This is a genomic window from Superficieibacter sp. (assembly GCF_032071645.1).
GTDB lineage: Bacteria > Pseudomonadota > Gammaproteobacteria > Enterobacterales > Enterobacteriaceae > Superficieibacter.
Genome location: NZ_DAMAPU010000018.1, coordinates 26,499 through 49,104, shown reverse-complemented (window position 1 = coordinate 49,104; position 22,606 = coordinate 26,499). Strand labels below are relative to the sequence as shown.

Below are 22,606 nucleotides of genomic sequence, written 5' to 3'. Positions count from 1 at the left end.
CACAGCTAGCAAGGAGAGATGCGTGAGGCGACTGCCGGGGATTTTACTGCTTACAGGTGCAACGCTGGTGGTCATCGTTGCACTGGCGGTGAGCGGCCTGCGTCTCGTCCTGCCGCAGCTCGACAAGTGGCGTCCGGCGCTGTTGGCGAAAATTGAATCGTCAACCGGTACGAAAGTTGATGCCAGCCATATTAAAGCCAGCTGGGAGAATTTCGGCCCGACCCTGGACGTGCGGGACGTGGACGCCGGGCTGAAGGACGGCGGGCAAATCTCCGTAAAGCGCGTCACGCTGGCGCTTGATGTCTGGCAGAGCCTTCTGCATCTGCGCTGGCAGTTCCGCGATCTCACCTTCTGGCAACTGCAAATCCACACCAACACGCCGCTGCAAAAAAGCAAAGATGGTGAAGGGATCAAAACGGATCGCATCAGCGACCTGTTTTTACGCCAGTTTGACCACTTTAACCTGCGTGACAGCTATATCAGTTTTCCGACCCCTTCCGGTCAGCGGGCAGAGCTGTACATCCCGACGCTGACCTGGCTTAACAGCCGCAATCGCCATCGGGCGGAGGGCGAGCTAAGCCTGACCAGCCTGACCGGACAGCACGGCGTAATGAAAGTCCGCATGGATTTGCGCGACGATAACGGCCTGCTGAATGACGGCAAAGCCTGGGTGCAGGCGGATGATATCGACGTCAAGCCCTGGCTGGGGCGCTGGATGCAGGATAACGTCGCGCTGGAAACCGCGCGTTTCAGCCTTGAAGGCTGGATTGACCTGACCAAAGGTGAGCTGTCCGGTGGCGACGTCTGGCTTAAAAAGGGCGGCGCGAGCTGGAAGGGCGACGATAAAACGCATCACCTTGCGGTAGATAACCTGACGGCGCACATCACCGGCGGCACGCAAACCGGCTGGGAGTTTCGTATTCCCGATACCCGAATCACGATTGACGATAAACCCTGGCCACAGGGCGCACTGGCGCTGGCGTGGATCCCAGAACAAAACGTCGGCGGGGCCGACCGCCTTCAGAGCGATGAATTTCGCGTGCGGGCCAGCCATCTGGAGCTAAGCGGCCTTGACGGTTTACTGCCGATTGCAGAAAAAATCTCCCCCGCGCTGGGAGAGATCTGGCGCGCCACCCAGCCTTCCGGGCAAATCGACGCGCTCGCGCTGGATGTCCCGCTGGAAGCCACGGAGAAAACCCGCTTTAAAGCCTCCTGGCAAAATCTGACCTGGACCCAGTGGAAAATGCTGCCCGGCGCGGAGCATTTTTCCGGCGAGGCCGCAGGCAGCGTAGAAAATGGCACGCTGAACGCCCGCATGGAGCAGGCGGTGATGCCTTACGATCTGGTCTTTCGCGCGCCGCTGGAAATCGAAAAGGGCATCGCCACGCTGAAATGGATCAAAAATGAGCAGGGTTTTATGCTCGACGGGCGCAATATTGACGTCAAAGCGAAAGGCGTGCGCGCGGCGGGCGGCTTCCGCTATCTGCAACCGAAAGACGATCAGCCCTGGCTGGGGATCCTGGCGGGCGCGAATGCGGAAGATGCTTCCCAGGCCTGGCGCTACTTCCCACAAAACCTGATGGGCAAAAAGCTGGTGGACTACCTCAGCAGTGCCATTCAGGGCGGCCAGGCGGAAAATGCCACCCTGGTCTACGGCGGCAACCCGCACCTGTTCCCCTACAAACACAATGAAGGCCAGTTTGAAGTGCTGGTGCCGGTGCGCAATGCGACCTTTGCGTTCCAGCCCGGCTGGCCCGCGCTGACCAAACAGGACATCGATCTTGATTTCATCAACGATGGCCTGTGGATGAAAGCCGACCGCGCGATGCTGGGCGGCGTTGAGGCACGCAATCTGCGGGCGGCCATTCCCGATTACGTAAAAGAAAAACTGCTGATCGACGCCGACCTGAAAGGGCCGGGCAAAGAGGTCGGTCCGTATTTTGACAAAACGCCGCTGGATGATTCGCTTGGCGCCACGCTCGCCCAACTCCAGCTCGACGGCGATGTGAATGCTCGCTTACATCTTGATATCCCGCTGGATGGTGAAAAGGTCACGGCGCAGGGCGACGTGATGCTGAAAAACAATAGCCTTTACATCAAGCCTCTGGATTCGACGCTGAAAAACCTGAGCGGTAATTTCCGCTTTGTGAATGGCAACCTGCAAAGCGAGGCGATGAAAGCCAACTGGTTTAATCAGCCGCTGAATGTGACCTTCGCCACCACCGAGGGGGAGAAAGCCTATCAGGTGGCGGTCGATATGGACGCCAACTGGCAGCCTGCGCGCACCGGGATTTTACCGAAGCAGCTAAACGACGCGCTGGGCGGCAGCATTCCGTGGCAGGGTAAAGTGGGCGTCGAACTGCCTTATCGCGGCGGCACCCGTTACGACGTCGAACTGACCGGGGATTTGAAAAATGTGAGCAGTCGCTTACCTGCGCCAGCGAATAAAGCGGCCGGGGAGCCGCTGCCGGTCAAACTGAACGCGAAAGGCGATCTGAATCATTTCGATCTGACCGGGCGCTTTGGTAGCGAAAGCCACTTTAACAGCCGCTGGCTGCTGGATAAGAAACTCACGCTCGATCGCGCCATCCTGACAACGGATAGCCGCACGGTGCCGCCGCTGCCAGAGCAACAGGGCGTGGAGTTAAACCTGCCGCCGATGGACGGAGCCGAATGGCTGGCGCTGTTTCAGAAAGGTGCAGCAGATGACGTCAGCACGGCGGCGCGCTTCCCGCAAAGCATTACCCTGCGCACACCCACGCTGGCGCTCGGCGGCCAGCAGTGGAATAACCTGAGCCTCATTTCCCGGCCCATTACCGGCGGCACGCAGGTCGAAGCTCAGGGCCGGGAAATCAACGCCACGCTGACCATGCATGATAACGCGCCGTGGCTGGCGGCGATCCGCTACCTCTACTTTAATCCGGGCACCAAATCAGCAACGGCAGGCAGCGGCCCGGCATCGCCTTTTGGCGGGAATAAAATCAGCTTTAACGGCTGGCCGGACGTGCAGTTACGCTGCGCGGAATGCTGGTTCTGGGGCCAGAAATATGGCCGCATCGACGGTGATTTCACCATCAAAGGTAACACCCTGACGCTGGCAAATGGTCTGGTAGATACCGGCTTTGGCCGCCTGACCGCCGACGGCGAATGGGTCAACGGCGCGGGAAGCGAACGCACCTCGCTGAAAGGTAAAATTCGCGGTGAAAAAATTGATACCGCGCTCGGATTTTTTGGCGTTGCCACGCCGATTCGCGATTCTTCGTTTAGCCTCGACTACGATCTGCACTGGCGCGATGCGCCCTGGCAGCCGGATGTCGCTTCGCTGAACGGCATACTGCATACCCGGCTAGGGAAAGGGGAATTTACCGACATCAGCACCGGGCACGCCGGGCAACTGCTGCGGCTGGTGAGCGTGGATGCCCTGCTGCGTAAGCTGCGCTTTGATTTCAGCGACACCTTCAATGAAGGTTTCTGGTTTGATTCCATCCGAGGCTCCGCGTGGATCAAAGACGGCACGCTGCACACCGACGACACGCTGGTGGACGGGCTGGAAGCGGATATCGCGATGAAAGGCTCTGTGAACCTGGTGCGTCGCGAGCTGGACATGGAAGCCGTTGTTGCCCCGGAAATCTCTGCCACCGTCGGCGTCGCGGCGGCGTTTGCGGTTAACCCGATCGTTGGCGCGGCGGTATTTGCCGCCAGCAAAGTGCTGGCTCCGATCTGGAATAAAGTCTCCATCCTGCGCTATCGAATTACCGGTCCGATAGACAAGCCGCTAATCAACGAAGTGCTGCGTCAACCGCGTGAAGGCAAAAAGCAATGATTTGACGACGGCTACGAATTGCCTCACTCTCAGTAGATAAGTTTATTACCGCCCGCCGTATGTGCGGCAACCAAAGAGTAGCAAAATAATGAGTCTGAACCTGGTAACTGAACACCTGCTTTCCGCAAACGGCCTGAATCATCAGGATCTGTTTGCCATTCTCGGCCAGTTGACCGAGCGTCGCCTTGATTATGGCGATGTCTATTTTCAGTCGAGCTACCATGAATCCTGGGTTTTAGAAGACCGCATTATTAAAGATGGCTCGTATAACATCGATCAGGGCGTCGGCGTGCGTGCGGTAAGCGGTGAAAAAACCGGTTTTGCCTATGCCGATCAGATCAGCAAGCTGGCGCTGGAGCAGAGCGCGCAGGCGGCGCGAACCATCGTTAAAGATGCGGGCGACCGCCGGGTACAGACGCTGGGCGCGGTAGAGCATACGGCGTTATACACCAGCATCGACCCGCTCCAGAGCATGAGCCGCGAAGAAAAGCTGGATATCCTGCGTCGTGTAGACAACGTGGCGCGCGCAGCGGACAAGCGCGTGCAGGAAGTGACTGCCAGCCTGACCGGGGTGTACGAACTGATCCTCGTGGCGGCGACGGACGGCACGCTGGCCGCCGACGTGCGTCCGCTGGTGCGTCTGTCGGTCAGCGTCCAGGTTGAAGACGACGGCAAACGCGAGCGCGGTGCCAGCGGCGGCGGCGGTCGCTTCGGCTATGACTACTTCCTCGCTGATGAAGACGGCGAGGTCCGGGCCGATGCGTGGGCGAAAGAAGCGGTGCGCATGGCGCTGGTAAATCTCTCCGCCGTGGCGGCCCCTGCCGGAACATTGCCGGTAGTGCTGGGCGCAGGCTGGCCGGGCGTGCTGCTGCACGAAGCGGTCGGTCACGGTCTGGAAGGCGACTTCAACCGTCGCGGCACCTCCGTTTTCAGCGGTCAGATGGGCGAACTGGTGGCCTCGGAGCTGTGTACCGTGGTGGATGACGGCACTATTGCTGACCGTCGCGGTTCAGTCTCTATCGATGACGAAGGCGTGCCGGGCCAGTACAACGTGCTGATCGAAAACGGCGTGCTGAAAGGGTATATGCAGGACAAACTTAACGCGCGTCTGATGGGCGTTGCGCCAACCGGCAACGGTCGCCGTGAATCCTACGCGCATCTGCCGATGCCACGCATGACTAATACCTACATGCTGGCGGGTAAATCCACCCCGCAGGAAATCATCGAATCGGTGGAGTACGGCATCTATGCGCCGAACTTTGGCGGCGGTCAGGTGGACATCACCTCCGGCAAATTTGTCTTCTCGACCTCTGAGGCGTACCTGATCGAAAACGGCAAAGTGACCAAACCTGTGAAAGGCGCGACGCTCATCGGCTCAGGCATTGAAGCCATGCAGCAAATCTCAATGGTCGGTAACGATCTGAAGCTGGATAAAGGCGTTGGCGTTTGCGGTAAAGAAGGCCAGAGCCTGCCGGTTGGCGTCGGCCAGCCTACGCTGAAGGTGGATAACCTGACCGTCGGCGGCACCGCCTGACAGTATGCGATGCGCTGACCGTTGAGCGGTCAGCGCTTCTCTTTCCCCCGCTCGCGCATTTCCTGATACACCCTCGCCACCTTAACGAAATAATCCGTCAGCGCATTCAGGCACACCTGCACCTTCAGCGGCAGCTTATCTTTTTCGGTATACAGTGCGTAAACCGGGCGCGGATCGGACTGATAGCGCGGCAGTAAGATCTCCAGTTCGCCACGGTTGATCTCGTTGATCACCCACATCAGGGGAACGTAGGCGATCCCCGCGCCCGCCACCAGCCAGCGGGTGAGGGTCATCGGATCGTTAGTCACAAACCGCCCCTGCGGGATCAGCCGGGTGGAGATCCCCTCCGGGGCGATCAGTTCAAATTCGTTATCCGGGCGCACGCTGTATTCCAGCCACGAATGACTGGCGAGATCGCCTGGCTTCTCTGGCGTTCCCGCCTGCTGGAGATAGCTTTTTGCCGCGCAGACCACCATCGGCATCGACCCCAGCCGCCGGGAAAAAAGACTCGAATCCGGCAGGGCGCCGACGCGGATCACCACGTCCAGCCCGTCGGCGATCAGATCCGGCGCGGGGATCCCCGTTACCAGATTAACCGTCAGGCCAGGGTACTCTTTCAGCATTTCGGCGGTGAGCGTTGCCAGTACATTTTGTGCCATGGTTGAAGAACAACCAATACGCAGGGTGCCGATGGGCGTATTGTTGAAGGCGTAAAGCTGCTCATGCACATCCTGCACTTCGTGCATCATCCGGCGGCAGCCCTGATAGTAAATTTTCCCGGCCTCGGTCAACGCCAGGCTACGGGTGCTGCGGTTCAGCAGCTTCACCTGGAGTTCATCCTCCAGTTTGGCTACCGTCTGGCTGAGCGAAGAAACGCTCATCTGGAGCTGTCTCGCCGCAGCGGTAAAAGAACCATGTTCGACAACTTTGGCAAAAACTGACATGCGTTTCAGACGTTCCATTGTTCACTCTGACTTAAAAGTGATTTAGATCACATAATATAGATCACGGCATAACTGTTACGCTAATATATTGTTAGCCATATAACTAAATACATCGCACTCGCCTGCATTTTCTCTAATCAAGGTCAACATGAGTCTGTTTCCCGTCATCGTGATTTTCGGCTTGTCGTTCCCGCCGATCTTCTTTGAATTGCTGGTGTCGCTGGCCCTCTTCTGGGCGGTGCATCGCGTGCTGGTCCCGACCGGGATCTACGATTTTGTCTGGCATCCTGCACTCTTTAATACCGCGCTGTATTGCTGTCTGTTTTATTTGATCTCGCGTTTGTTCGCCTGAGGTAGCTGTGAAAACACTAACAAGAAAAATTGCCCGTACGGCGATCACGCTGATACTGGTATTGCTGGCTTTTGTCGCGATTTTTCGCGCCTGGGTCTATTACACGGAATCGCCGTGGACGCGCGACGCGCGCTTTAGCGCGGACGTCGTGGCGATTGCCCCGGATGTGTCGGGGCTGATCGAACGGGTTGACGTGCGGGATAATCAGCTGATCAAAAAGGATCAGGTGCTGTTTACCATCGATCAGCCTCGCTATCAGAAAGCGGTGGAGGAAGCCGAAGCCGACGTTGCTTACTATAACGCGCTGGCCAGCGAGAAGCGCCGGGAAGCCGGGCGGCGTAATCAACTGGGCATCCAGGCGATGTCACGCGAAGAGATCGACCAGGCCAATAACGTACTGCAAACCGTCCTGCATCAACTGGCAAAAGCCGAAGCCACGCGCGATCTGGCGAAGCTGGATCTGGAGCGCACGGTGATCCGCGCGCCTGCCGATGGCTGGGTGACTAACCTGAATGTTTACAGCGGTGAATTTATCACCCGTGGCTCTACCGCTGTGGCGCTGGTGAAGCAAAACTCTTTTTATATTCAGGCTTATATGGAAGAGACCAAGCTGGAAGGCGTGCGTCCGGGCTACCGGGCGGAAATCACCCCGCTGGGCAGCAATAAGGTGCTGAAGGGCACCGTTGACAGTATGGCGGCAGGCGTGACCAACGCCAGCAGCAGTAACGATGCTAATGGGATGGCAACCGTTGATTCCAATCTCGAATGGGTCCGTCTGGCGCAGCGCGTGCCGGTACGCATTCGGCTGGATCAGCAGCAGGCCAACCTGTGGCCCGCCGGGACCACGGCGACGGTGGTGATCACCGGCGCGCGTGACCGTGATATCCAGCAGATGACCTTCTTCCAGAAACTGGCGCTGCGCCTGCGCGAGTTTGGTTAAGCGTGATGGGCATTTTTACCATCGCCGCTCAGCACCTTCGCTTTGCCATCAAACTGGCCTGCGCCATCGTGCTGGCGCTGTTTGTCGGCTTCCATTTTCAGCTTGAAACGCCGCGCTGGGCGGTGCTGACAGCGGCGATTGTCGCGGCAGGCCCGGCCTTTGCTGCCGGTGGCGAGCCCTGGTCCGGGGCGATCCGCTATCGCGGGATGCTGCGCATTATCGGCACGTTTATCGGCTGTATCGCCGCGCTGACCATCATCATCCTGATGATCCGCGCGCCGCTGCTGATGGTGCTGGTGTGCTGCATCTGGGCCGGTTTTTGTACCTGGGTATCCTCGCTGGTGCGCGTCGAAAACTCCTACGCCTGGGGGCTGGCGGGCTATACGGCGCTGATTATCGTTATTACCATTCAGCAGCATCCGCTGCTGACGCCGCAGTTCGCCGTGGAGCGCTGTAGTGAAATCGTTATCGGCATTGTCTGCGCCATCGTTGCAGATCTGCTGTTCTCGCCGAAATCCATCAAGCAGGTGATTGATGCCGAGCTGGATAGCCTGCTGGTGGATCAATACCGCCTGATGCAGCTCTGTATTCGCCATGGTGCCAGTGAAGAGTTGGACAACGCCTGGGGCGCGCTGGTGCGGCGTACCAAAGCGCTGGAGGGCATGCGCAGTAATTTACTGATGGAGTCATCGCGCTGGTCACGCGCAGGGCGTCGGCTGAAGGCGTTGAATACGGTCTCGCTGACGCTCATCACCCAGGCGTGCGAAACCTATATTATTCAGAATACGCGCCCGGAATTAGTCAACGAGACCTGGCGGGAAATTTTCGCCGCGCCGGTGGAGAACGTGCAGGACGTACATCGCCAGCTCAAACGTATTCGGCGATTGCTGGCGTAGACCGGCGAGCGTGATACGCCCGTTACCGTCTATAGCTGGGTCGCAGCCGCCACGCGCTATCTGCTGCTTAAGCGCGGCGTAGCGGGCAATACCAAAATCAGCGCCGTTGAGGAGAGCATCCTTCAGGATCAAACGGACGTCAGGGCGGATTCCGCCGAGCGTCATCACGCAATGATTAACTTCTGGCGCACCACGCTTTCCTGCATTCTCGGCACCCTGTTCTGGCTGTGGACCGGCTGGACGTCCGGCAGCGGGGCGATGGTGATGATCGCGGTGGTCACATCGCTGGCAATGCGGCTGCCCAATCCGCGCATGGTGGCGATCGACTTCGTTTACGGCACGCTGGCCGCCCTGCCGCTGGGCGGGCTGTTCTTCCTGGTGATTATTCCTTCCACCCAGCAAAGTATGCTGCTGCTGTGTATCAGCCTCGCCGTGCTGGCATTTTTTATCGGCATCGAGGTACAGAAGCGGCGGCTGGGGTCACTGGGGGCGCTGGCGAGCACCATCAATGTTATCGTGCTCGACAACCCGATGACCTTCCACTTCAGCCAGTTTCTTGATAGCGCGCTGGGGCAACTGGTCGGCTGTTCGCTGGCGCTGATGGTGATCATGCTGGTGCGCGACAACTCGCGGGCGCAAACCGGTCGGGTGCTGCTGAATCAGTTTGTTTTCGCGGCGGTTTCGGCGATGACCACCAACAGTGCGCGGCGCAAAGAAAATCATCTCCCGGCACTCTATCAGCAACTTTTCCTGCTGCTGAGTAAATTCCCCGGTGACGTGGCGAAATTCCGCCTTGCGCTGACGCTGATCATCGCGCACCAACGACTGCGCGATGCGCCGGTGCCGGTCAATGACGATCTCTCCGCGTATCACCGCCAGCTGCGGCGTACCGCTGACCGGGTGATCTCCGCCAGCAACGACGACAAGCGCCGGGCATGTTTCACCGAGCTGCTGGAGGAGCTGGATGTCTATCAGGAGAAACTGCGGTACTGGCAGGCCTCGCCGCAGGTCACTGAACCGGTCTTCCGGCTGGTCGGGATGCTGCATAAATATCAGCACGCGTTAACCACCCGTTAAGTGCCAGAGCCGACGCCGAAAGCGTCGGTTTTTTTATGGCTATACTTAAACGTTATATCCAGGCCAAACGGGAGGGAACATGTCAGCACAGACACTTCAGGATCATGAACTATTTCAGACGGGCTATCTGGTTGATGGCGTCTGGAAAACGCTCGACGCTACCTTTGAGGTGGTCAATCCGGCGACGGGGGACGTGATTACCCGCGTGGCGAAAGCCGGTAAAAAAGAGACCGAAGCGGCCATCGCCGCTGCCAGCAGAGCATTCCCCGGCTGGCGGGCCAAAACCGCTAAAGAGCGCTCGGAAATCCTCTATCGCTGGTATCAACTGATTATCGAAAATAAGTCCTGGCTTGGGCAGCTAATGACGACGGAGCAGGGTAAGCCGCTGAAAGAAGCGGAAGGCGAGGTGGAGTACGCCGCCAGCTTTATTCAGTGGTTTGCGGAGCAGGCCAAGCGGGCCAATGGGGAAATTATCCCGCCCGCCAAAGCCGGATCGCGCATTCTGGCGACGCGGGAGCCGGTCGGCGTCGTGGCGGCGATCACACCGTGGAATTTCCCGATGGCGATGTTAACCCGCAAACTCGGCCCGGCGCTGGCGGCGGGCTGTACCGGGGTCATTAAGCCCGCTAACAATACGCCGCTGAGCGCTTTTGCGCTGCTTCAACTGGCGAAAAAAGCGGGCGTCCCCGATGGCGTGCTTAATGCGGTAGCCGGGAACACTGCTGAAATCAGCGATGCGATTATGGCCAGCCCTGAGGTGCGTAAAATCACCTTTACCGGCTCGACAGCGGTAGGCAAAACGCTGGTGCGTAATTCCGCCGACACCATGAAAAAAATCTCCATGGAACTGGGCGGCAACGCGCCGTATATCGTTTTTGACGATGCGGATATCGACGCCGCCGTGCAGGGCGCGATCGCCAATAAATTCCGTAACGCCGGGCAGGTTTGCGTCAGCGTTAATCGATTCTACCTGCATGAAAGCATTTACGACCGCTTCGTAAACAAACTCAGCGATGCGGTAAATGACCTGAAGGTCGGCAACGGGCTGGAAGAGGGCGTGGTGGTCGGGCCGCTGATCGAGCCTTCCGCCGTGGATAAAGTGCGTGAGCACATCGACGACGCTGTTACCAAAGGTGCGAAAGTGCTGGCGGGCGGGAAAGCGCACGCGCTGGGCGGTAACTTCTGGCAGCCGACGGTGCTCGGTGACTGTAACGATGGGATGAAGCTGGCGCAGGAGGAAACCTTCGGCCCGGTGGCGGCCTGTTTCCGTTTCACCAGTGAAGATGAAGTGGTCCAGCGCGCCAACCATACGCCTTTCGGCCTGGCCGCTTACTTTTATACCCAGAGCCTGCCGCGCGTCTTCCGCGTCTCTCAGGCGCTGGAAAGCGGCATGATTGGCGTCAATGAATGCGCCGTCTCGACCGAACTTGCGCCGTTCGGTGGGGTAAAAGAGTCCGGGCTGGGCCGTGAAGGGTCCGTGCTGGGGCTGGAAGAATTTCTGGAAGTGAAAACCCTGCACATCGGGGGATTATAAGCAGCCGGGCGGCAAACGCCGCCCGTCAGGTCTGGATCGGGCAATGAAAACCACTACTTTTGACTTTTCGACGATTAAAAACCAACACGATTTCTTTCGCGAATTCGCTCGCGCCTTTGATCTGCCGGAACAGCAGGTCAGCGATCTGGATTCGTTATGGGACGTGGTGATGGGCGCGCAGCTACCCCTGCCGCTGGAGATCGAGTTTGTGCATCTGTCAGAAGCCAGGCGTCGGCGCTTCGGTGCGCTCATCCTGTTATTTGATGAAGCGGAAGAAGAACTGGAAGGGCAGTTGCGCTTTAACGTGCGGCATTAGACAAAAAAAAGCCCCCGGCGAACGGGGGCAAGAGTCGTCAGACAAGACGACGAGGGTTTACTTGTACAGTTCTGCGGTTGCGTGCCAGTGGTCGCCGGTACGCGCTTCAATGATACGGTAGGCGGATGCGCCTTTTTCATTCGCTTTTTCGTTCAGCATGGCACGCATATCCATTGGTGCGGTGCCGACAGCGCTTACCGAAACGGTGCCCAGCGCTTCGCGATTCAGTGCCTGATCGCTGGAGATAGAATCAGCGGCGAAAGCGCCAAAAGAAACAGCGGAAAGGAGGCCAAGAGCGGCTACAGTGGTTTTGATTTTCATCGTGTTCACCTCATAAGAATTTTTTCATCAGGGTCTTATTTCGTGACCCTCATCACAAAATCAAGTATACACTAATCACGCGAATAATTAATAACAGGCTAACTATCACTCGCGTCAATATGTTTTAACGATGTTATTTTATATAGCCATAAGAAATAAAAAATGAGGTTTTTGTGCGCGCCTTGTCAGGAAAATACAGATAAATCAGAAGGATGAATGGATTAAGCTTTTCGTGCTTTTTAGCGTGGAATCATTCGTTTTGTGAATGAGATGCAGCGTGATATCGCACTAAGTGTTAAAGAAAAGGCAGGGGATAATCGCGTTAATGCAGTGGGGGAAAGCCGACCCCTTCAGTTGGCCTGAAGGGATCTTGCGCTTAAAGCTCCTGCTCAAAGAGGACGAGGATCGCTTCGTACAGCTCTTTAACCGTAAAATCACGGGCAGGCGTGGTGAAAATGGTATCGTCACCGGCAATCGTACCGAGGATGCCTTCCGCTTTACCCAGCGAATCCAGCAGGCGGGCAATCAGCTGCGCGGCACCAGGGCTGGTGTGGATCACCACCACGGCGTCGTTATAGTCGATGTCCAGCACCAGGTTCTTCAGCGGGCTGGAAGTGGTTGGCACGCCCAGTTCTGCGGGCAGGCAGTAGACCATTTCCATTTTGGCGTTGCGGGTACGCACCGCGCCAAACTTGGTCAGCATGCGGGAAACTTTGGACTGGTTGATGTTATCGAAGCCCTCTTCCTGCAACGCCTGAACGATCTCTCCCTGAGAACTGAATTTTTCTTCTTTTAGCAGCGCTTTAAACGCTTTGACTAATTCTTCTTGTTTAGTCGAGCTTCGCATAAGTCACCCATATTATGGCGGTAGAAACAACATTATTATGCATACTGGTGAATTTTTATGCAAACGTTATGCCGTGGTAATGGCGGAAATAATGTTATGAAAGGGCGTGATTTTATCAAATTTCATTATGAAGAAACATGTTTCTGTCACGGGAAAGGGATTGGCTTAAAAGTAAATTAATTGTTATCAAAATGATGTTGTTTTGATTAGCCTCCCCGGTGTAATGTAACCGCGTGTTGATACGTTACCTGAAGTGACACTCTCTCATACGCAATACATATTGTGCTTTTTCCAGTCACAATATTGCGCGTGATGACGCATTCCAGATGCATGGCATTTGTATTTGCTGGCGTCGTTAACTACTGTCACTGCAACGGATTTACGGTCAATTTAATTAACCATAATAAGGAGTTTAGGATGAAAGTTGCAGTCCTCGGCGCTGCGGGCGGTATCGGCCAGGCGCTTGCCCTACTACTAAAAACCCAACTGCCTTCAGGTTCAGAACTCTCTCTGTACGACATCGCGCCAGTCACGCCCGGCGTAGCCGTCGATCTTAGCCATATCCCGACTGACGTTAAAATCAAAGGTTTTTCCGGTGAAGACGCCACTCCGGCGCTGGAAGGGGCTGACGTCGTGCTGATCTCCGCAGGCGTAGCGCGTAAGCCGGGTATGGATCGCTCCGATCTGTTCAACGTTAACGCGGGCATCGTGAAAAATCTGGTGCTGCAAATTACCAAAGCCTGCCCGAAAGCCTGCATTGGCATCATTACTAACCCGGTGAACACCACCGTGGCAATTGCGGCTGAAGTGCTGAAAAAAGCGGGCGTCTATGACAAGAACAAACTGTTTGGCGTGACCACGCTGGATATTATCCGCTCCAACACCTTTGTTGCGGAACTGAAAGGCAAAAAGCCGACGGATGTCGAAGTGCCGGTCATTGGCGGTCACTCTGGCGTCACCATTCTGCCGCTGCTGTCGCAGATCCCTGGCGTGAGCTTCTCCAGCCAGGAAGTCGCCGATCTCACCAAACGTATTCAGAATGCGGGTACGGAAGTGGTGGAAGCGAAAGCCGGTGGCGGGTCTGCCACGCTCTCTATGGGCCAGGCGGCGGCACGCTTTGGTCTGTCGCTGGTACGTGCGTTGCAGGGCGAGCAGGGCGTTGTTGAGTGTGCCTATGTTGAAGGCGACGGTCAGCATGCGCGCTTCTTCTCGCAGCCGCTGCTGCTGGGCAAAAACGGCATTGAAGAACGTAAATCTTACGGCACGCTGAGCGCATTTGAGCAGCAGGCGCTGGAAGGTATGCTGGAGACGCTGAAAAAAGATATCCAGCTTGGCGAAGAGTTTGTGAATAAATAAGCATCACCGGCCCGGCGGCACCCTGCCTGCCGGGCCAGTTATCGTGTTACCCGCGTGCTAGTTCCCCGCCGCCGGGTACTCCTGAATAGTGACATCCAGCTTCAGCTTTTTATCCTCACGCATGACTTCCACCGGAATGACCGACCCCGGACGAATCTCCGCCACCTGATCCATCGTCTCCAGCGCGGAAACGGCAGGTTTGTTATTGACCGATACGATCACGTCGTTTACCTGAATGCCCGCGTCTGCCGCCGGGCCGCCCGGTGACACTTCATTGACCACAATCCCCTGAATTTGATCGATGCCGCCACCCTGCGCGTGCAGCGGCGCAATTTCACGTCCGCCAATACCGATATAGCCACGGATCACCCGGCCATCGCGGATCAGCTTATCCATAATTTTGGTCGCTAGCTGGAAGGGAATAGCGAAACCAATGCCTTCCGGCGTCTCGCCATCGTTGCTTTTATCAAAGGACAGCGTGTTGATGCCCATCAGTTCGCCAAGCGAGTTGATCAGCGCGCCGCCGGAGTTGCCGTGATTAATGGAAGCATCGGTTTGCAGGAAGTTTTGCCGCCCGGACGGGTTGAGGCCGATACGCCCGGTAGCGCTGATAATCCCCTGAGTGATGGTCTGACCGAGGTTATACGGGTTGCCAATCGCCAGTACGACGTCGCCAATATGCGGGATGCGCTTGCGGTTAATCGGAATGACCGGCAGGCCGCCGGTGGCGGTGATTTTGAGTACCGCCAGATCGGTCAGACTGTCCGAACCGACCAGCAACGCTTCAAAAACGCGCCCGTCCTGAAGCGCCACGATAATCTGGTCCGCATCATTAATGACGTGTTTGTTGGTCACGATATAACCGCGTTCATCCATAATCACCCCGGAGCCGAGCGTGCGGATTTCAAGCTGATTATGGCTGGAACTGTTCAGCCCACGGTTATAGACGTTGACTACCGCAGGCGCAGCGCGGCGCACCGCCTGATTGTAGCTGACCGGTGATTCATCGGTGCTGTCATAGCGCGGCGTGGTCGGGTTATTCCACTGGCGTAATGAGGGCATGACCGCCAGTAAAAGGCCGCCGACAATTAAGCCAATAGCTATTGAACGTAAAAGCTTCGCGAGCATGATGCTGATATCATTGATAAGTAGGCCGCCGCAGCATACCACGACTTATCCGGACATCACACGCGGGCGATGTCCGGAATCATCGACAATTAGCGCACGAGCAGGTAGATGCTCTCATTACCGCGCACAATATTAAGCGCAATGATGGACGGTTTGGCTTCCAGCGCCTTACGCATCTCGGCAATAGAATGAATGCGCGTGCGGTTGATGCCGGTGATCACATCGCCTTTATGCAACCCGGCCTGGGCGGCAGCGCTGTCTTTCTCGACTTCATCCACGGCGATGCCTTTGGTGCCGTCTTTCAACTGGCCGTCGCTCAGTTTCGCGCCCTGTAGTGCGGGTGCGATCATATCCGCGCTGGCCGAAGAGGAACTGCTCTTATCCAGCGTCACTTCCACTTCCTGCGGTTTGCCATCGCGCAGCAGGCCAAGTTTCACTTTGCTGCCCGGTTCGGTGGTGGCGATACGCGAGCGCAGTTCAGCAAAGCTGGTGAGCGGTTTCCCGTTCAGGCTGACAATCACATCACCGGACTTGATCCCCGCCTTCGCCGAGCCGGAATTGCGCAGCACTTCGCTGACGAACGCGCCGCGGGTCACGTTCAGGTTAAAGGCTTTGGCGATATCAGAGTTCATCTCCATGCCTTTAATCCCCAACAGACCACGTTTGATCTCGCCGAACTGAATCAGCTGCTGCGAGAGCGTGCGTGCCATATTGCTGGGGATGGCGAAACCGATACCCACGCTGCCGCCGCCCGGCGCGAGAATGGCGGTGTTAATGCCGATCAGCTCACCGTTGAGGTTCAGCAGCGCGCCGCCGGAGTTACCCCGGTTAATGGACGCATCGGTCTGAATAAAGTTTTCCAGCCCTTCGAGATTCAGGCCGCTGCGCCCCAGCGCAGAAACGATGCCGGAAGTTGCCGTTTGCCCAAGCCCGAACGGATTGCCGACCGCGACGGCAAAATCGCCAACGCGAATTTTATCGGAATCAGCAATGGCGATTTGCGTCAGGTTGGTGGCGTTTTGCAGTTGCAGCAGGGCGATATCGCTTTGATCGTCGCTGCCGATCAGTTTGGCGTCAAACTCGCGACCATCATTAAGCTGCACGCTAATCTTCTGCGCCTGATTAATCACATGATTGTTGGTGAGCACATAGCCTTTTGCCGCATCGATAATCACGCCGGACCCCAGCCCTTCAAACGGCTGCGCCTGTTGATCGGGGGCGATATCGCCGAAGAACTTCTTCAACTCTTCAGGCACTTTCGCGCCCTGTTGCACCGCAGTGCCTTCTACCTGCACGCTCACCACCGCAGGCAGGACTTTTTCCAGCATGGGCGCGAGGCTTGGAATGGCTGCCTGACCCGGAACCTGTGACGGCAGCGCCGCCGCAGCCGTAAACGGTGCCGAGAGAGATAACCCGACACTCAACGCTAACGCACTTAACAGCAGTTTTTGTTTATTCATCGATGCTGGCTCTCATATCCTGGAGTGAAAAAAGATCTTCGCAAAACAGAGTGATGTTATTGAAAATTGGATCGGGTCACAATGCGATAATGATTAAATAATAGCTGGATTAAGCGAAGATGAGGCGGGCGCAGCGCGTGCGCCCGAAAACAGAGAAAAGAAGATTAATCGCGTTTTACGCCGTTACGCAGCAGGCCGGATGCGCCTTCTGAATAGTCGCGCGGCATCTGTACCGGCGCCTGATCGTTATTCGCTTCAGATTCTGCCAGACGGTTGCGGAACGGATTATTCTCGGCGGACATTTCCGGCAGCAGGCTGCTGGAACTCTTCGCCATATGCTGATAAAGCTGGCGATAATCATGCGCCATGTTATCCAGCAGCTCGGCGCTGTGAGCAAAGTGGCTGACCAGCTCTTCGCGGTACTCTTCCAGCTCTGCTTTATTCTTTTCAAGTTCGTACTGCAAAGCCTGTTGTTGGCGTAATTTCCGATTACCAAAACGCATGGCAACGGCACCGATGATGATGCCGACAACTAAACCAATTAGCGCATATTCCCAGGTCATGTACCTCTCCCGTTGTTTTGTGATTCCGTAGGGTGTTAGCGGCGAGGCTCCTTGCCCGTGCCCGATTATGCCACTATAACCGCTAATTCCTCATAAGTGGAATCCCGGCCGCACATCGCGTAGTGTAGAACGGCCTTTTTTTCGCCAACCGTGAACAGTGGCACACCGATTTCAAGGAATAATAATAAGCCATGCAAAGCACTTCTCCCACATCGCGTTATCAGCAGGCTCTCCGCGAGGGCACGCACCAGCCGGACGACGTACAGCGTGAGGCGGTCAGCCGACTGGATATCATTTATCAGCAACTCATCGCTCAGCCTGCGCCCGCAACCCGGAGCGGTGGAATTTTCTCAAAAATCGGCAAACTGCTCGGTAAGCCGGAAACCGTGGTCAATTCCCCGGCGCGCGGCCTTTATATGTGGGGCGGCGTGGGGCGCGGCAAAACCTGGCTGATGGATCTCTTCTACCAAAGCCTGCCGGGCGCGCGTAAGCAGCGTCTGCATTTTCACCGCTTTATGCTGCGGGTGCATGAAGAGCTGACGGCGCTTCAGGGCGAAAGCGATCCACTGGAGATTGTCGCCGACCGCTTTAAAGCCGAAACCGACGTGCTGTGCTTTGATGAATTTTTTGTGTCGGATATTACCGATGCAATGCTGCTCGGCGGGTTAATGAAAGCGCTGTTTGCGCGCGGCATTACCCTGGTCGCTACCTCTAACATTCCACCGGACGATCTGTACCGTAACGGATTACAGCGCACGCGCTTTTTGCCTGCCATTGAGGCGATTAAAGAACACTGCGACATTATGAACGTGGATGCGGGCATTGATTATCGTCTGCGCACGCTCACCCAGGCGCACCTGTGGCTGTCGCCGCTTAATGCTGAAACCCGTGCGCAGATGGACCAACTCTGGCTGGCGCTGGCGGGTGCGAAACGCATTCACGCCCCCGAACTGGAAATCAACCATCGTCCGTTCCCGACGCTGGGTGTGGAGAACCAGACGCTGGCGGTTTCCTTTACGACGTTATGCGTGGACGCGCGTAGTCAGCATGACTACATCGCCCTCTCAAGGCTATTCCACACGGTGCTGCTGTTTGATGTGCCGGTGATGACCCCGCTGAAGGAAAATGAAGCACGGCGTTTTATCGCGCTGGTGGATGAGTTCTACGAACGCCATGTCAAGCTGGTTGTCAGCGCCGAACATCCGCTGGAGGAAATTTACCAGGGCACCGGGCTACAGTTCGAGTTCCGCCGCTGCCTGTCGCGGTTGCAGGAGATGCAGAGCGAGGAGTACCTGCGGCTGGAACATATGCCGTGAATTCGCGCGGCAAATCACAAAAAGGGGTCGATCTTTGACCCTGACTTCTCTATAATCCTGCGACCCCACGTTACAACGAAGTTTTTTTCCCAAAACTTTGTGTGCCGGTTTAAACATATCCGAGGGGGTAGGTTTACTGGACAATGTCGTGTGAGCCTCATGTGTTTTGAAGCGTTTGGGTGTTCACCAACGTGTAACTAATTTATTTGGGTAAGCTTTTAATGAAAACTTTTACAGCTAAACCAGAAACCGTAAAACGCGACTGGTATGTTGTTGACGCGACCGGTAAAACTCTGGGCCGTCTGGCTTCCGAACTGGCGCTTCGTCTGCGCGGTAAGCACAAAGCGGAATACACTCCGCACGTTGATACCGGTGATTACATCATCGTTCTGAACGCTGATAAAGTTGCTGTAACCGGCAACAAGCGTACTGACAAAGTGTACTATCACCACACTGGCTTCATCGGTGGTATCAAACAAGCGACCTTTGAAGAGATGATTGCTCGCCGTCCTGAGCGTGTGATTGAGATCGCGGTTAAAGGCATGTTGCCAAAAGGCCCACTGGGTCGTGCTATGTTCCGTAAACTGAAAGTTTACGCAGGTAACGAGCACAACCACGCGGCACAGCAACCGCAAGTTCTTGACATCTAATCGGGATTATAGGCAATGGCTGAAAATCAATACTACGGCACTGGTCGCCGCAAAAGCTCCGCAGCTCGCGTGTTCATCAAACCGGGCAACGGCAAAATCGTTATCAACCAACGTTCTCTGGAACAGTACTTCGGTCGTGAAACTGCCCGCATGGTAGTTCGTCAGCCGCTGGAACTGGTCGACATGGTTGAGAAACTGGATCTGTACATCACCGTTAAAGGTGGTGGTATCTCTGGTCAGGCTGGTGCGATCCGTCACGGTATCACCCGCGCTCTGATGGAGTACGACGAGTCCCTGCGTGGCGAACTGCGTAAAGCAGGCTTCGTTACCCGTGATGCTCGTCAGGTTGAACGTAAGAAAGTCGGCCTGCGTAAAGCACGTCGTCGTCCGCAGTTCTCCAAACGTTAATTGGTTTCTGCTCCGGCAGAATACAATTTGCGAAAAAACCCGCTCCGGCGGGTTTTTTTATGGATAAATATGAATTTTATCCACAGTAAACGCCGCTTTGCCCCCGCTTTTTCCGCATTTCCAGAATCCCCTCACCACAAACCTCGCAAAATCTGGTAAACTATCATCCAATTTTCTGCCCAAATACCGGGGATTGTTCATTTTTTGTTTACTTACTGAACAGGAATGTCGTTCAACGGAAATGAGGCGTAAACATCTGGCTGGCCACGGTGTGGCTGGCAGCAGTAAAAATTCTGAATATACCTGGAGGTTGCCATGGCTGTCGCTGCCAACAAACGTTCGGTAATGACGCTGTTTTCTGGTCCTACTGACATCTATAGCCATCAGGTCCGCATTGTGCTGGCTGAAAAGGGTGTTAGCTTTGAAATAGAGCATGTGGAGAAGGATAACCCGCCTCAGGATCTGATTGACCTCAACCCGAATCAGAGCGTGCCGACGCTGGTAGATCGTGAGCTGACCCTGTGGGAATCCCGCATCATCATGGAATATCTTGATGAGCGTTTTCCGCACCCGCCACTGATGCCGGTTTATCCGGTTGCACGTGGTGAAAGCCGTCTTTACATGCAGCGCATTGAAAAAGACTGGTACACGCTGATGAACGTGATCATGAGCGGTTCATCTTCCGAGGCTGATGCCGCGCGTAAACAGCTGCGCGAAGAATTGCAGGCCATTGCGCCGGTATTTGGTCAGAAACCTTACTTCCTGAGCGATGAGTTCAGCCTGGTAGACTGCTACCTGGCACCGCTGCTGTGGCGTCTGCCGCTGTTAGGCATTGAGTTCAGCGGCGCAGGTGCCAAAGAGCTGAAAGGTTACATGACTCGCGTTTTCGAGCGTGATTCCTTCCTCGCTTCTTTAACTGAAGCCGAGCGTGAAATTCGTCTTGGCCGGGGCTAATTCGCATGGATTTGTCACAACTAACCCCACGCCGTCCGTATCTGCTGCGCGCATTCTATGAATGGCTGCTGGACAACCAGCTCACGCCGCACCTGGTTGTGGATGTGACGTTGCCCGGCGTGCATGTTCCGATGGAATACGCGCGCGATGGACAGATCGTGTTAAACATCGCACCGCGTGCGGTGGGTAATCTGGAGCTGGCCAACGACGAAGTGCGTTTCAACGCGCGCTTTGGCGGTGTCCCTCGCCAGGTTTCCGTCCCGCTGGCGGCCGTGCTGGCCGTTTATGCCCGTGAAAACGGCGCAGGCACCATGTTTGAGCCTGAAGCCGCTTACGATGAAGACGTTGCCAGCCTGAACGATGACATCGGTACGGATACAGAAAACGAGACGGTGATGTCGGTGATCGACGGTGACAAGCCCGATCACCAGGACGACAACAATCCCGATGACGATCCGCCGCCGCCGCGTGGTGGGCGTCCCGCACTCCGCGTAGTGAAATAATATAGCCTCACGACTTCTCTCTCTTTACGGGAGAGAAGTTCATCCAGCCTTTGTTTACCGTCCCTTTCCCACGCAGAATTTCGCCGATCTTACCGGTCACGTTGTGATGTCTTCAGCCGCTACGTATACAACAGCTGTACGCCAGCAGGCGTGAGGGAATCATACAGGTATTTTCATCATCAGGACAGGCGCGGTGCTTTCCCGCAGAGGCAGAGTTTCCGGCTCCCTGAGGGCAGGGAGCCGGATAGGGCGTTTTTAATCAGACTTCCATAAAGTTCAAAATGCCGTCTGCTGCTTTACGGCCTTCGGCAATCGCCGTCACCACCAGATCCGAACCGCGCACGATGTCACCACCGGCGAAGATTTTCGGGTTGCTGGTCTGGAAAGCGTTATCGCTGCCTTCCGGGGCAATAATGCGGCCCTGTGAATCCAGCTCAACGCTGTGTTGCGCCAGCCATTCCATGCTGTGCGGGCGGAAACCAAACGCCATGACCACGGCATCAGCGGGAACGACATGTTCAGAGCCTGCAACGATCTCCGCGCGACGGCGGCCTTTGGCGTCCGGTGCGCCCATTTCGGTACGCGCCATTTTTACGCCGCAGACTTTACCGTTGGCATTCACTTCCACACCCAGCGGCTGGACGTTGAACTGAAACTCTACGCCTTCTTCACGCGCATTTTTCACTTCGCGGCGGGAGCCGGGCATGTTCTCTTCGTCGCGGCGGTAGGCACAGGTGACGTGCGTTGCGCCCTGGCGAATCGAGGTGCGCACGCAGTCCATCGCGGTATCACCACCGCCGAGCACCACCACGCGTTTACCTTCCATGCTGACATACGGCGCGTCGGGCGTGTCGCCAAAGCCCATAATCTGCTTCGTGTTGGCAATGAGGAACGGCAGGGCGTCAAACACGCCGTCAGCGTCTTCATTTTCCAGCCCGCCACGCATTGACTGATAGGTCCCGACGCCGAGGAACACCGCGTCGTAGTCCTGCAACAGCGCATCAAGCTGCACGTCGCGACCTACTTCGGTGTTCAGCTGAAACTCGATACCCATGCCGGTGAAAATCTCCCGGCGGCGGGTCATCACCTCTTTTTCCAGCTTGAAGGCCGGAATGCCGAAAGTCAGCAGGCCGCCGATTTCCGGGTGACGGTCAAACACCACCGCCTTCACGCCGTTGCGGGTCAGCACGTCGGCGCACGCCAGCCCGGCAGGGCCAGCGCCGATAATGGCGACTTTTTTCCCGGTTTGCTTCACGCCGGTGAGGTCAGGACGCCAGCCCATCTCAAAGGCTTTATCGTTGATATAGCGCTCGATATTACCGATAGTCACCGCGCCGAACTCGTCGTTCAGCGTGCATGACCCTTCGCACAGGCGATCCTGCGGGCAGACGCGCCCGCACACTTCCGGCAGGGTGTTAGTCTGATGCGACAGTTCTGCCGCTTCAAAAATACGCCCCTCGTTCGCCAGCTTCAGCCAGTTCGGGATGTAGTTATGGACCGGACATTTCCACTCGCAGTACGGATTGCCACAGGAGAGACAGCGGTCCGCCTGCGCTTTCGCCTGGCCTTCAGAAAACGGTTCGTAGATTTCTACAAACTCGATTTTGCGGATCTTCAGCGCCTTTTTCGGCGGATCCACGCGCTGTAAGTCGATAAATTGGTATACGTTCTGACTCATGCTTTT

Annotated in this window: 19 protein-coding genes and 1 pseudogene; 13 read left to right on the top strand and 7 right to left on the bottom strand. The window is 56.3% G+C overall.

Annotation, left to right across the window (positions count from 1 at the left end):
* Positions 1–22 precede the first annotated feature (22 nt).
* Complete coding sequence (gene yhdP, locus RT197_RS20070) at positions 23–3,823, top strand: AsmA2 domain-containing protein YhdP (RefSeq protein WP_312952941.1); 3,801 nt, start codon at positions 23–25, stop codon at positions 3,821–3,823.
* 88 nt (positions 3,824–3,911) lie between these two features.
* Positions 3,912–5,357 carry a metalloprotease TldD gene (gene tldD / locus RT197_RS20065; protein WP_312952939.1) on the top strand — a complete coding sequence of 482 codons (1,446 nt, stop codon included), beginning with the start codon at positions 3,912–3,914 and terminating at the stop codon, positions 5,355–5,357.
* Between the two features lie 29 nt (positions 5,358–5,386).
* Here tldD and aaeR read toward each other — a convergent pair whose 3' ends face one another.
* On the bottom strand, positions 5,387–6,319 hold the full coding sequence (gene aaeR / locus RT197_RS20060) for an HTH-type transcriptional activator AaeR (RefSeq protein WP_312952938.1): 933 nt from the start codon (positions 6,317–6,319) through the stop codon (positions 5,387–5,389).
* A gap of 130 nt (positions 6,320–6,449) precedes the next feature.
* Between aaeR and aaeX the strand changes: the two genes are divergently transcribed.
* The 5 genes and pseudogenes from aaeX (at position 6,450) to RT197_RS20035 (ending at position 11,416) form a co-directional block, all read left to right on the top strand.
* On the top strand, positions 6,450–6,653 hold the full coding sequence (aaeX, locus tag RT197_RS20055) for a p-hydroxybenzoic acid efflux pump operon protein AaeX (protein WP_312952937.1): 204 nt from the start codon (positions 6,450–6,452) through the stop codon (positions 6,651–6,653).
* A gap of 7 nt (positions 6,654–6,660) precedes the next feature.
* The gene (aaeA, locus tag RT197_RS20050) at positions 6,661–7,593 is read left to right on the top strand and encodes a p-hydroxybenzoic acid efflux pump subunit AaeA (RefSeq protein ID WP_312952936.1); all 933 of its coding nucleotides are present in this window, start codon (positions 6,661–6,663) and stop codon (positions 7,591–7,593) included.
* Between the two features lie 5 nt (positions 7,594–7,598).
* Positions 7,599–9,566, top strand: a pseudogene (gene aaeB, locus RT197_RS20045) (p-hydroxybenzoic acid efflux pump subunit AaeB).
* A 79-nt stretch (positions 9,567–9,645) separates the two neighbouring features.
* Positions 9,646–11,100, top strand: coding sequence for an NAD-dependent succinate-semialdehyde dehydrogenase (locus tag RT197_RS20040; protein WP_312952935.1), 1,455 nt, complete (start codon positions 9,646–9,648; stop codon positions 11,098–11,100).
* 43 nt (positions 11,101–11,143) lie between these two features.
* On the top strand, positions 11,144–11,416 hold the full coding sequence (locus tag RT197_RS20035; protein WP_312952934.1) for a barstar family protein: 273 nt from the start codon (positions 11,144–11,146) through the stop codon (positions 11,414–11,416).
* A 57-nt stretch (positions 11,417–11,473) separates the two neighbouring features.
* Here the strand turns inward: RT197_RS20035 and yhcN are convergent, their stop codons facing one another.
* Both yhcN and argR read right to left on the bottom strand, forming a co-directional pair.
* Positions 11,474–11,737 (bottom strand): peroxide/acid stress response protein YhcN, encoded by a 264-nt coding sequence (yhcN, locus tag RT197_RS20030; RefSeq protein ID WP_312952933.1) that lies wholly within the window; start codon positions 11,735–11,737, stop codon positions 11,474–11,476.
* 376 nt (positions 11,738–12,113) lie between these two features.
* Positions 12,114–12,584 (bottom strand): transcriptional regulator ArgR, encoded by a 471-nt coding sequence (gene argR / locus RT197_RS20025; RefSeq protein ID WP_312952932.1) that lies wholly within the window; start codon positions 12,582–12,584, stop codon positions 12,114–12,116.
* A gap of 417 nt (positions 12,585–13,001) precedes the next feature.
* On the opposite strand from argR, the gene mdh reads away from it, so the two are divergent.
* Entirely contained in the window at positions 13,002–13,940 is a 939-nt protein-coding gene (gene mdh / locus RT197_RS20020) for a malate dehydrogenase (RefSeq protein WP_312952931.1), read from the top strand.
* A 57-nt stretch (positions 13,941–13,997) separates the two neighbouring features.
* On the opposite strand, the gene degS is transcribed toward mdh, so the two are convergent.
* The 3 genes from degS to zapG form a co-directional block, all read right to left on the bottom strand.
* On the bottom strand, positions 13,998–15,068 hold the full coding sequence (gene degS, locus RT197_RS20015; RefSeq protein WP_312952930.1) for an outer membrane-stress sensor serine endopeptidase DegS: 1,071 nt from the start codon (positions 15,066–15,068) through the stop codon (positions 13,998–14,000).
* 89 nt (positions 15,069–15,157) lie between these two features.
* Positions 15,158–16,528, bottom strand: coding sequence for a serine endoprotease DegQ (gene degQ, locus RT197_RS20010; RefSeq protein ID WP_312952929.1), 1,371 nt, complete (start codon positions 16,526–16,528; stop codon positions 15,158–15,160).
* A 164-nt stretch (positions 16,529–16,692) separates the two neighbouring features.
* The gene (gene zapG / locus RT197_RS20005; RefSeq protein ID WP_312952928.1) at positions 16,693–17,091 is read right to left on the bottom strand and encodes a Z-ring associated protein ZapG; all 399 of its coding nucleotides are present in this window, start codon (positions 17,089–17,091) and stop codon (positions 16,693–16,695) included.
* 191 nt (positions 17,092–17,282) lie between these two features.
* Here zapG and zapE point away from each other — a divergent pair, with 191 nt between their 5' ends.
* The 5 genes from zapE to sspB all read left to right on the top strand — a co-directional run bounded on the left by zapE (position 17,283) and on the right by sspB (position 20,922).
* On the top strand, positions 17,283–18,407 hold the full coding sequence (zapE, locus tag RT197_RS20000) for a cell division protein ZapE (protein WP_312952927.1): 1,125 nt from the start codon (positions 17,283–17,285) through the stop codon (positions 18,405–18,407).
* A gap of 221 nt (positions 18,408–18,628) precedes the next feature.
* Positions 18,629–19,057 (top strand): 50S ribosomal protein L13, encoded by a 429-nt coding sequence (gene rplM, locus RT197_RS19995; RefSeq protein WP_312952926.1) that lies wholly within the window; start codon positions 18,629–18,631, stop codon positions 19,055–19,057.
* Positions 19,058–19,072: 15 nt separating this feature from the next.
* On the top strand, positions 19,073–19,465 hold the full coding sequence (gene rpsI, locus RT197_RS19990; RefSeq protein ID WP_000829815.1) for a 30S ribosomal protein S9: 393 nt from the start codon (positions 19,073–19,075) through the stop codon (positions 19,463–19,465).
* Between the two features lie 315 nt (positions 19,466–19,780).
* Entirely contained in the window at positions 19,781–20,419 is a 639-nt protein-coding gene (gene sspA, locus RT197_RS19985; RefSeq protein WP_312952923.1) for a stringent starvation protein SspA, read from the top strand.
* 5 nt (positions 20,420–20,424) lie between these two features.
* Positions 20,425–20,922, top strand: a complete 498-nt coding sequence (sspB, locus tag RT197_RS19980) for a ClpXP protease specificity-enhancing factor (RefSeq protein WP_312952922.1) — start codon at positions 20,425–20,427, stop codon at positions 20,920–20,922.
* A 259-nt stretch (positions 20,923–21,181) separates the two neighbouring features.
* On the opposite strand, the gene gltD is transcribed toward sspB, so the two are convergent.
* Entirely contained in the window at positions 21,182–22,600 is a 1,419-nt protein-coding gene (gene gltD / locus RT197_RS19975) for a glutamate synthase subunit GltD (protein ID WP_312952921.1), read from the bottom strand.
* Between the last annotated feature and the right edge of the window lie 6 nt (positions 22,601–22,606).

Excerpts from the sequence above, each read along its gene's own strand:
- tldD (WP_312952939.1), top strand. The coding sequence starts at position 3,912 with ATGAGTCTGAACCTGGTAACTGAACACCTGCTTTCCGCAAACGGCCTG.
- aaeR (WP_312952938.1), bottom strand. The coding sequence starts at position 6,319 with ATGGAACGTCTGAAACGCATGTCAGTTTTTGCCAAAGTTGTCGAACAT.
- aaeX (WP_312952937.1), top strand. The coding sequence starts at position 6,450 with ATGAGTCTGTTTCCCGTCATCGTGATTTTCGGCTTGTCGTTCCCGCCG.
- RT197_RS20040 (WP_312952935.1), top strand. The coding sequence starts at position 9,646 with ATGTCAGCACAGACACTTCAGGATCATGAACTATTTCAGACGGGCTAT.
- RT197_RS20035 (WP_312952934.1), top strand. The coding sequence starts at position 11,144 with ATGAAAACCACTACTTTTGACTTTTCGACGATTAAAAACCAACACGAT.
- yhcN (WP_312952933.1), bottom strand. The coding sequence starts at position 11,737 with ATGAAAATCAAAACCACTGTAGCCGCTCTTGGCCTCCTTTCCGCTGTT.
- argR (WP_312952932.1), bottom strand. The coding sequence starts at position 12,584 with ATGCGAAGCTCGACTAAACAAGAAGAATTAGTCAAAGCGTTTAAAGCG.
- mdh (WP_312952931.1), top strand. The coding sequence starts at position 13,002 with ATGAAAGTTGCAGTCCTCGGCGCTGCGGGCGGTATCGGCCAGGCGCTT.
- degS (WP_312952930.1), bottom strand. The coding sequence starts at position 15,068 with ATGCTCGCGAAGCTTTTACGTTCAATAGCTATTGGCTTAATTGTCGGC.
- degQ (WP_312952929.1), bottom strand. The coding sequence starts at position 16,528 with ATGAATAAACAAAAACTGCTGTTAAGTGCGTTAGCGTTGAGTGTCGGG.
- zapG (WP_312952928.1), bottom strand. The coding sequence starts at position 17,091 with ATGACCTGGGAATATGCGCTAATTGGTTTAGTTGTCGGCATCATCATC.
- zapE (WP_312952927.1), top strand. The coding sequence starts at position 17,283 with ATGCAAAGCACTTCTCCCACATCGCGTTATCAGCAGGCTCTCCGCGAG.
- rplM (WP_312952926.1), top strand. The coding sequence starts at position 18,629 with ATGAAAACTTTTACAGCTAAACCAGAAACCGTAAAACGCGACTGGTAT.
- rpsI (WP_000829815.1), top strand. The coding sequence starts at position 19,073 with ATGGCTGAAAATCAATACTACGGCACTGGTCGCCGCAAAAGCTCCGCA.
- sspA (WP_312952923.1), top strand. The coding sequence starts at position 19,781 with ATGGCTGTCGCTGCCAACAAACGTTCGGTAATGACGCTGTTTTCTGGT.
- sspB (WP_312952922.1), top strand. The coding sequence starts at position 20,425 with ATGGATTTGTCACAACTAACCCCACGCCGTCCGTATCTGCTGCGCGCA.
- gltD (WP_312952921.1), bottom strand. The coding sequence starts at position 22,600 with ATGAGTCAGAACGTATACCAATTTATCGACTTACAGCGCGTGGATCCG.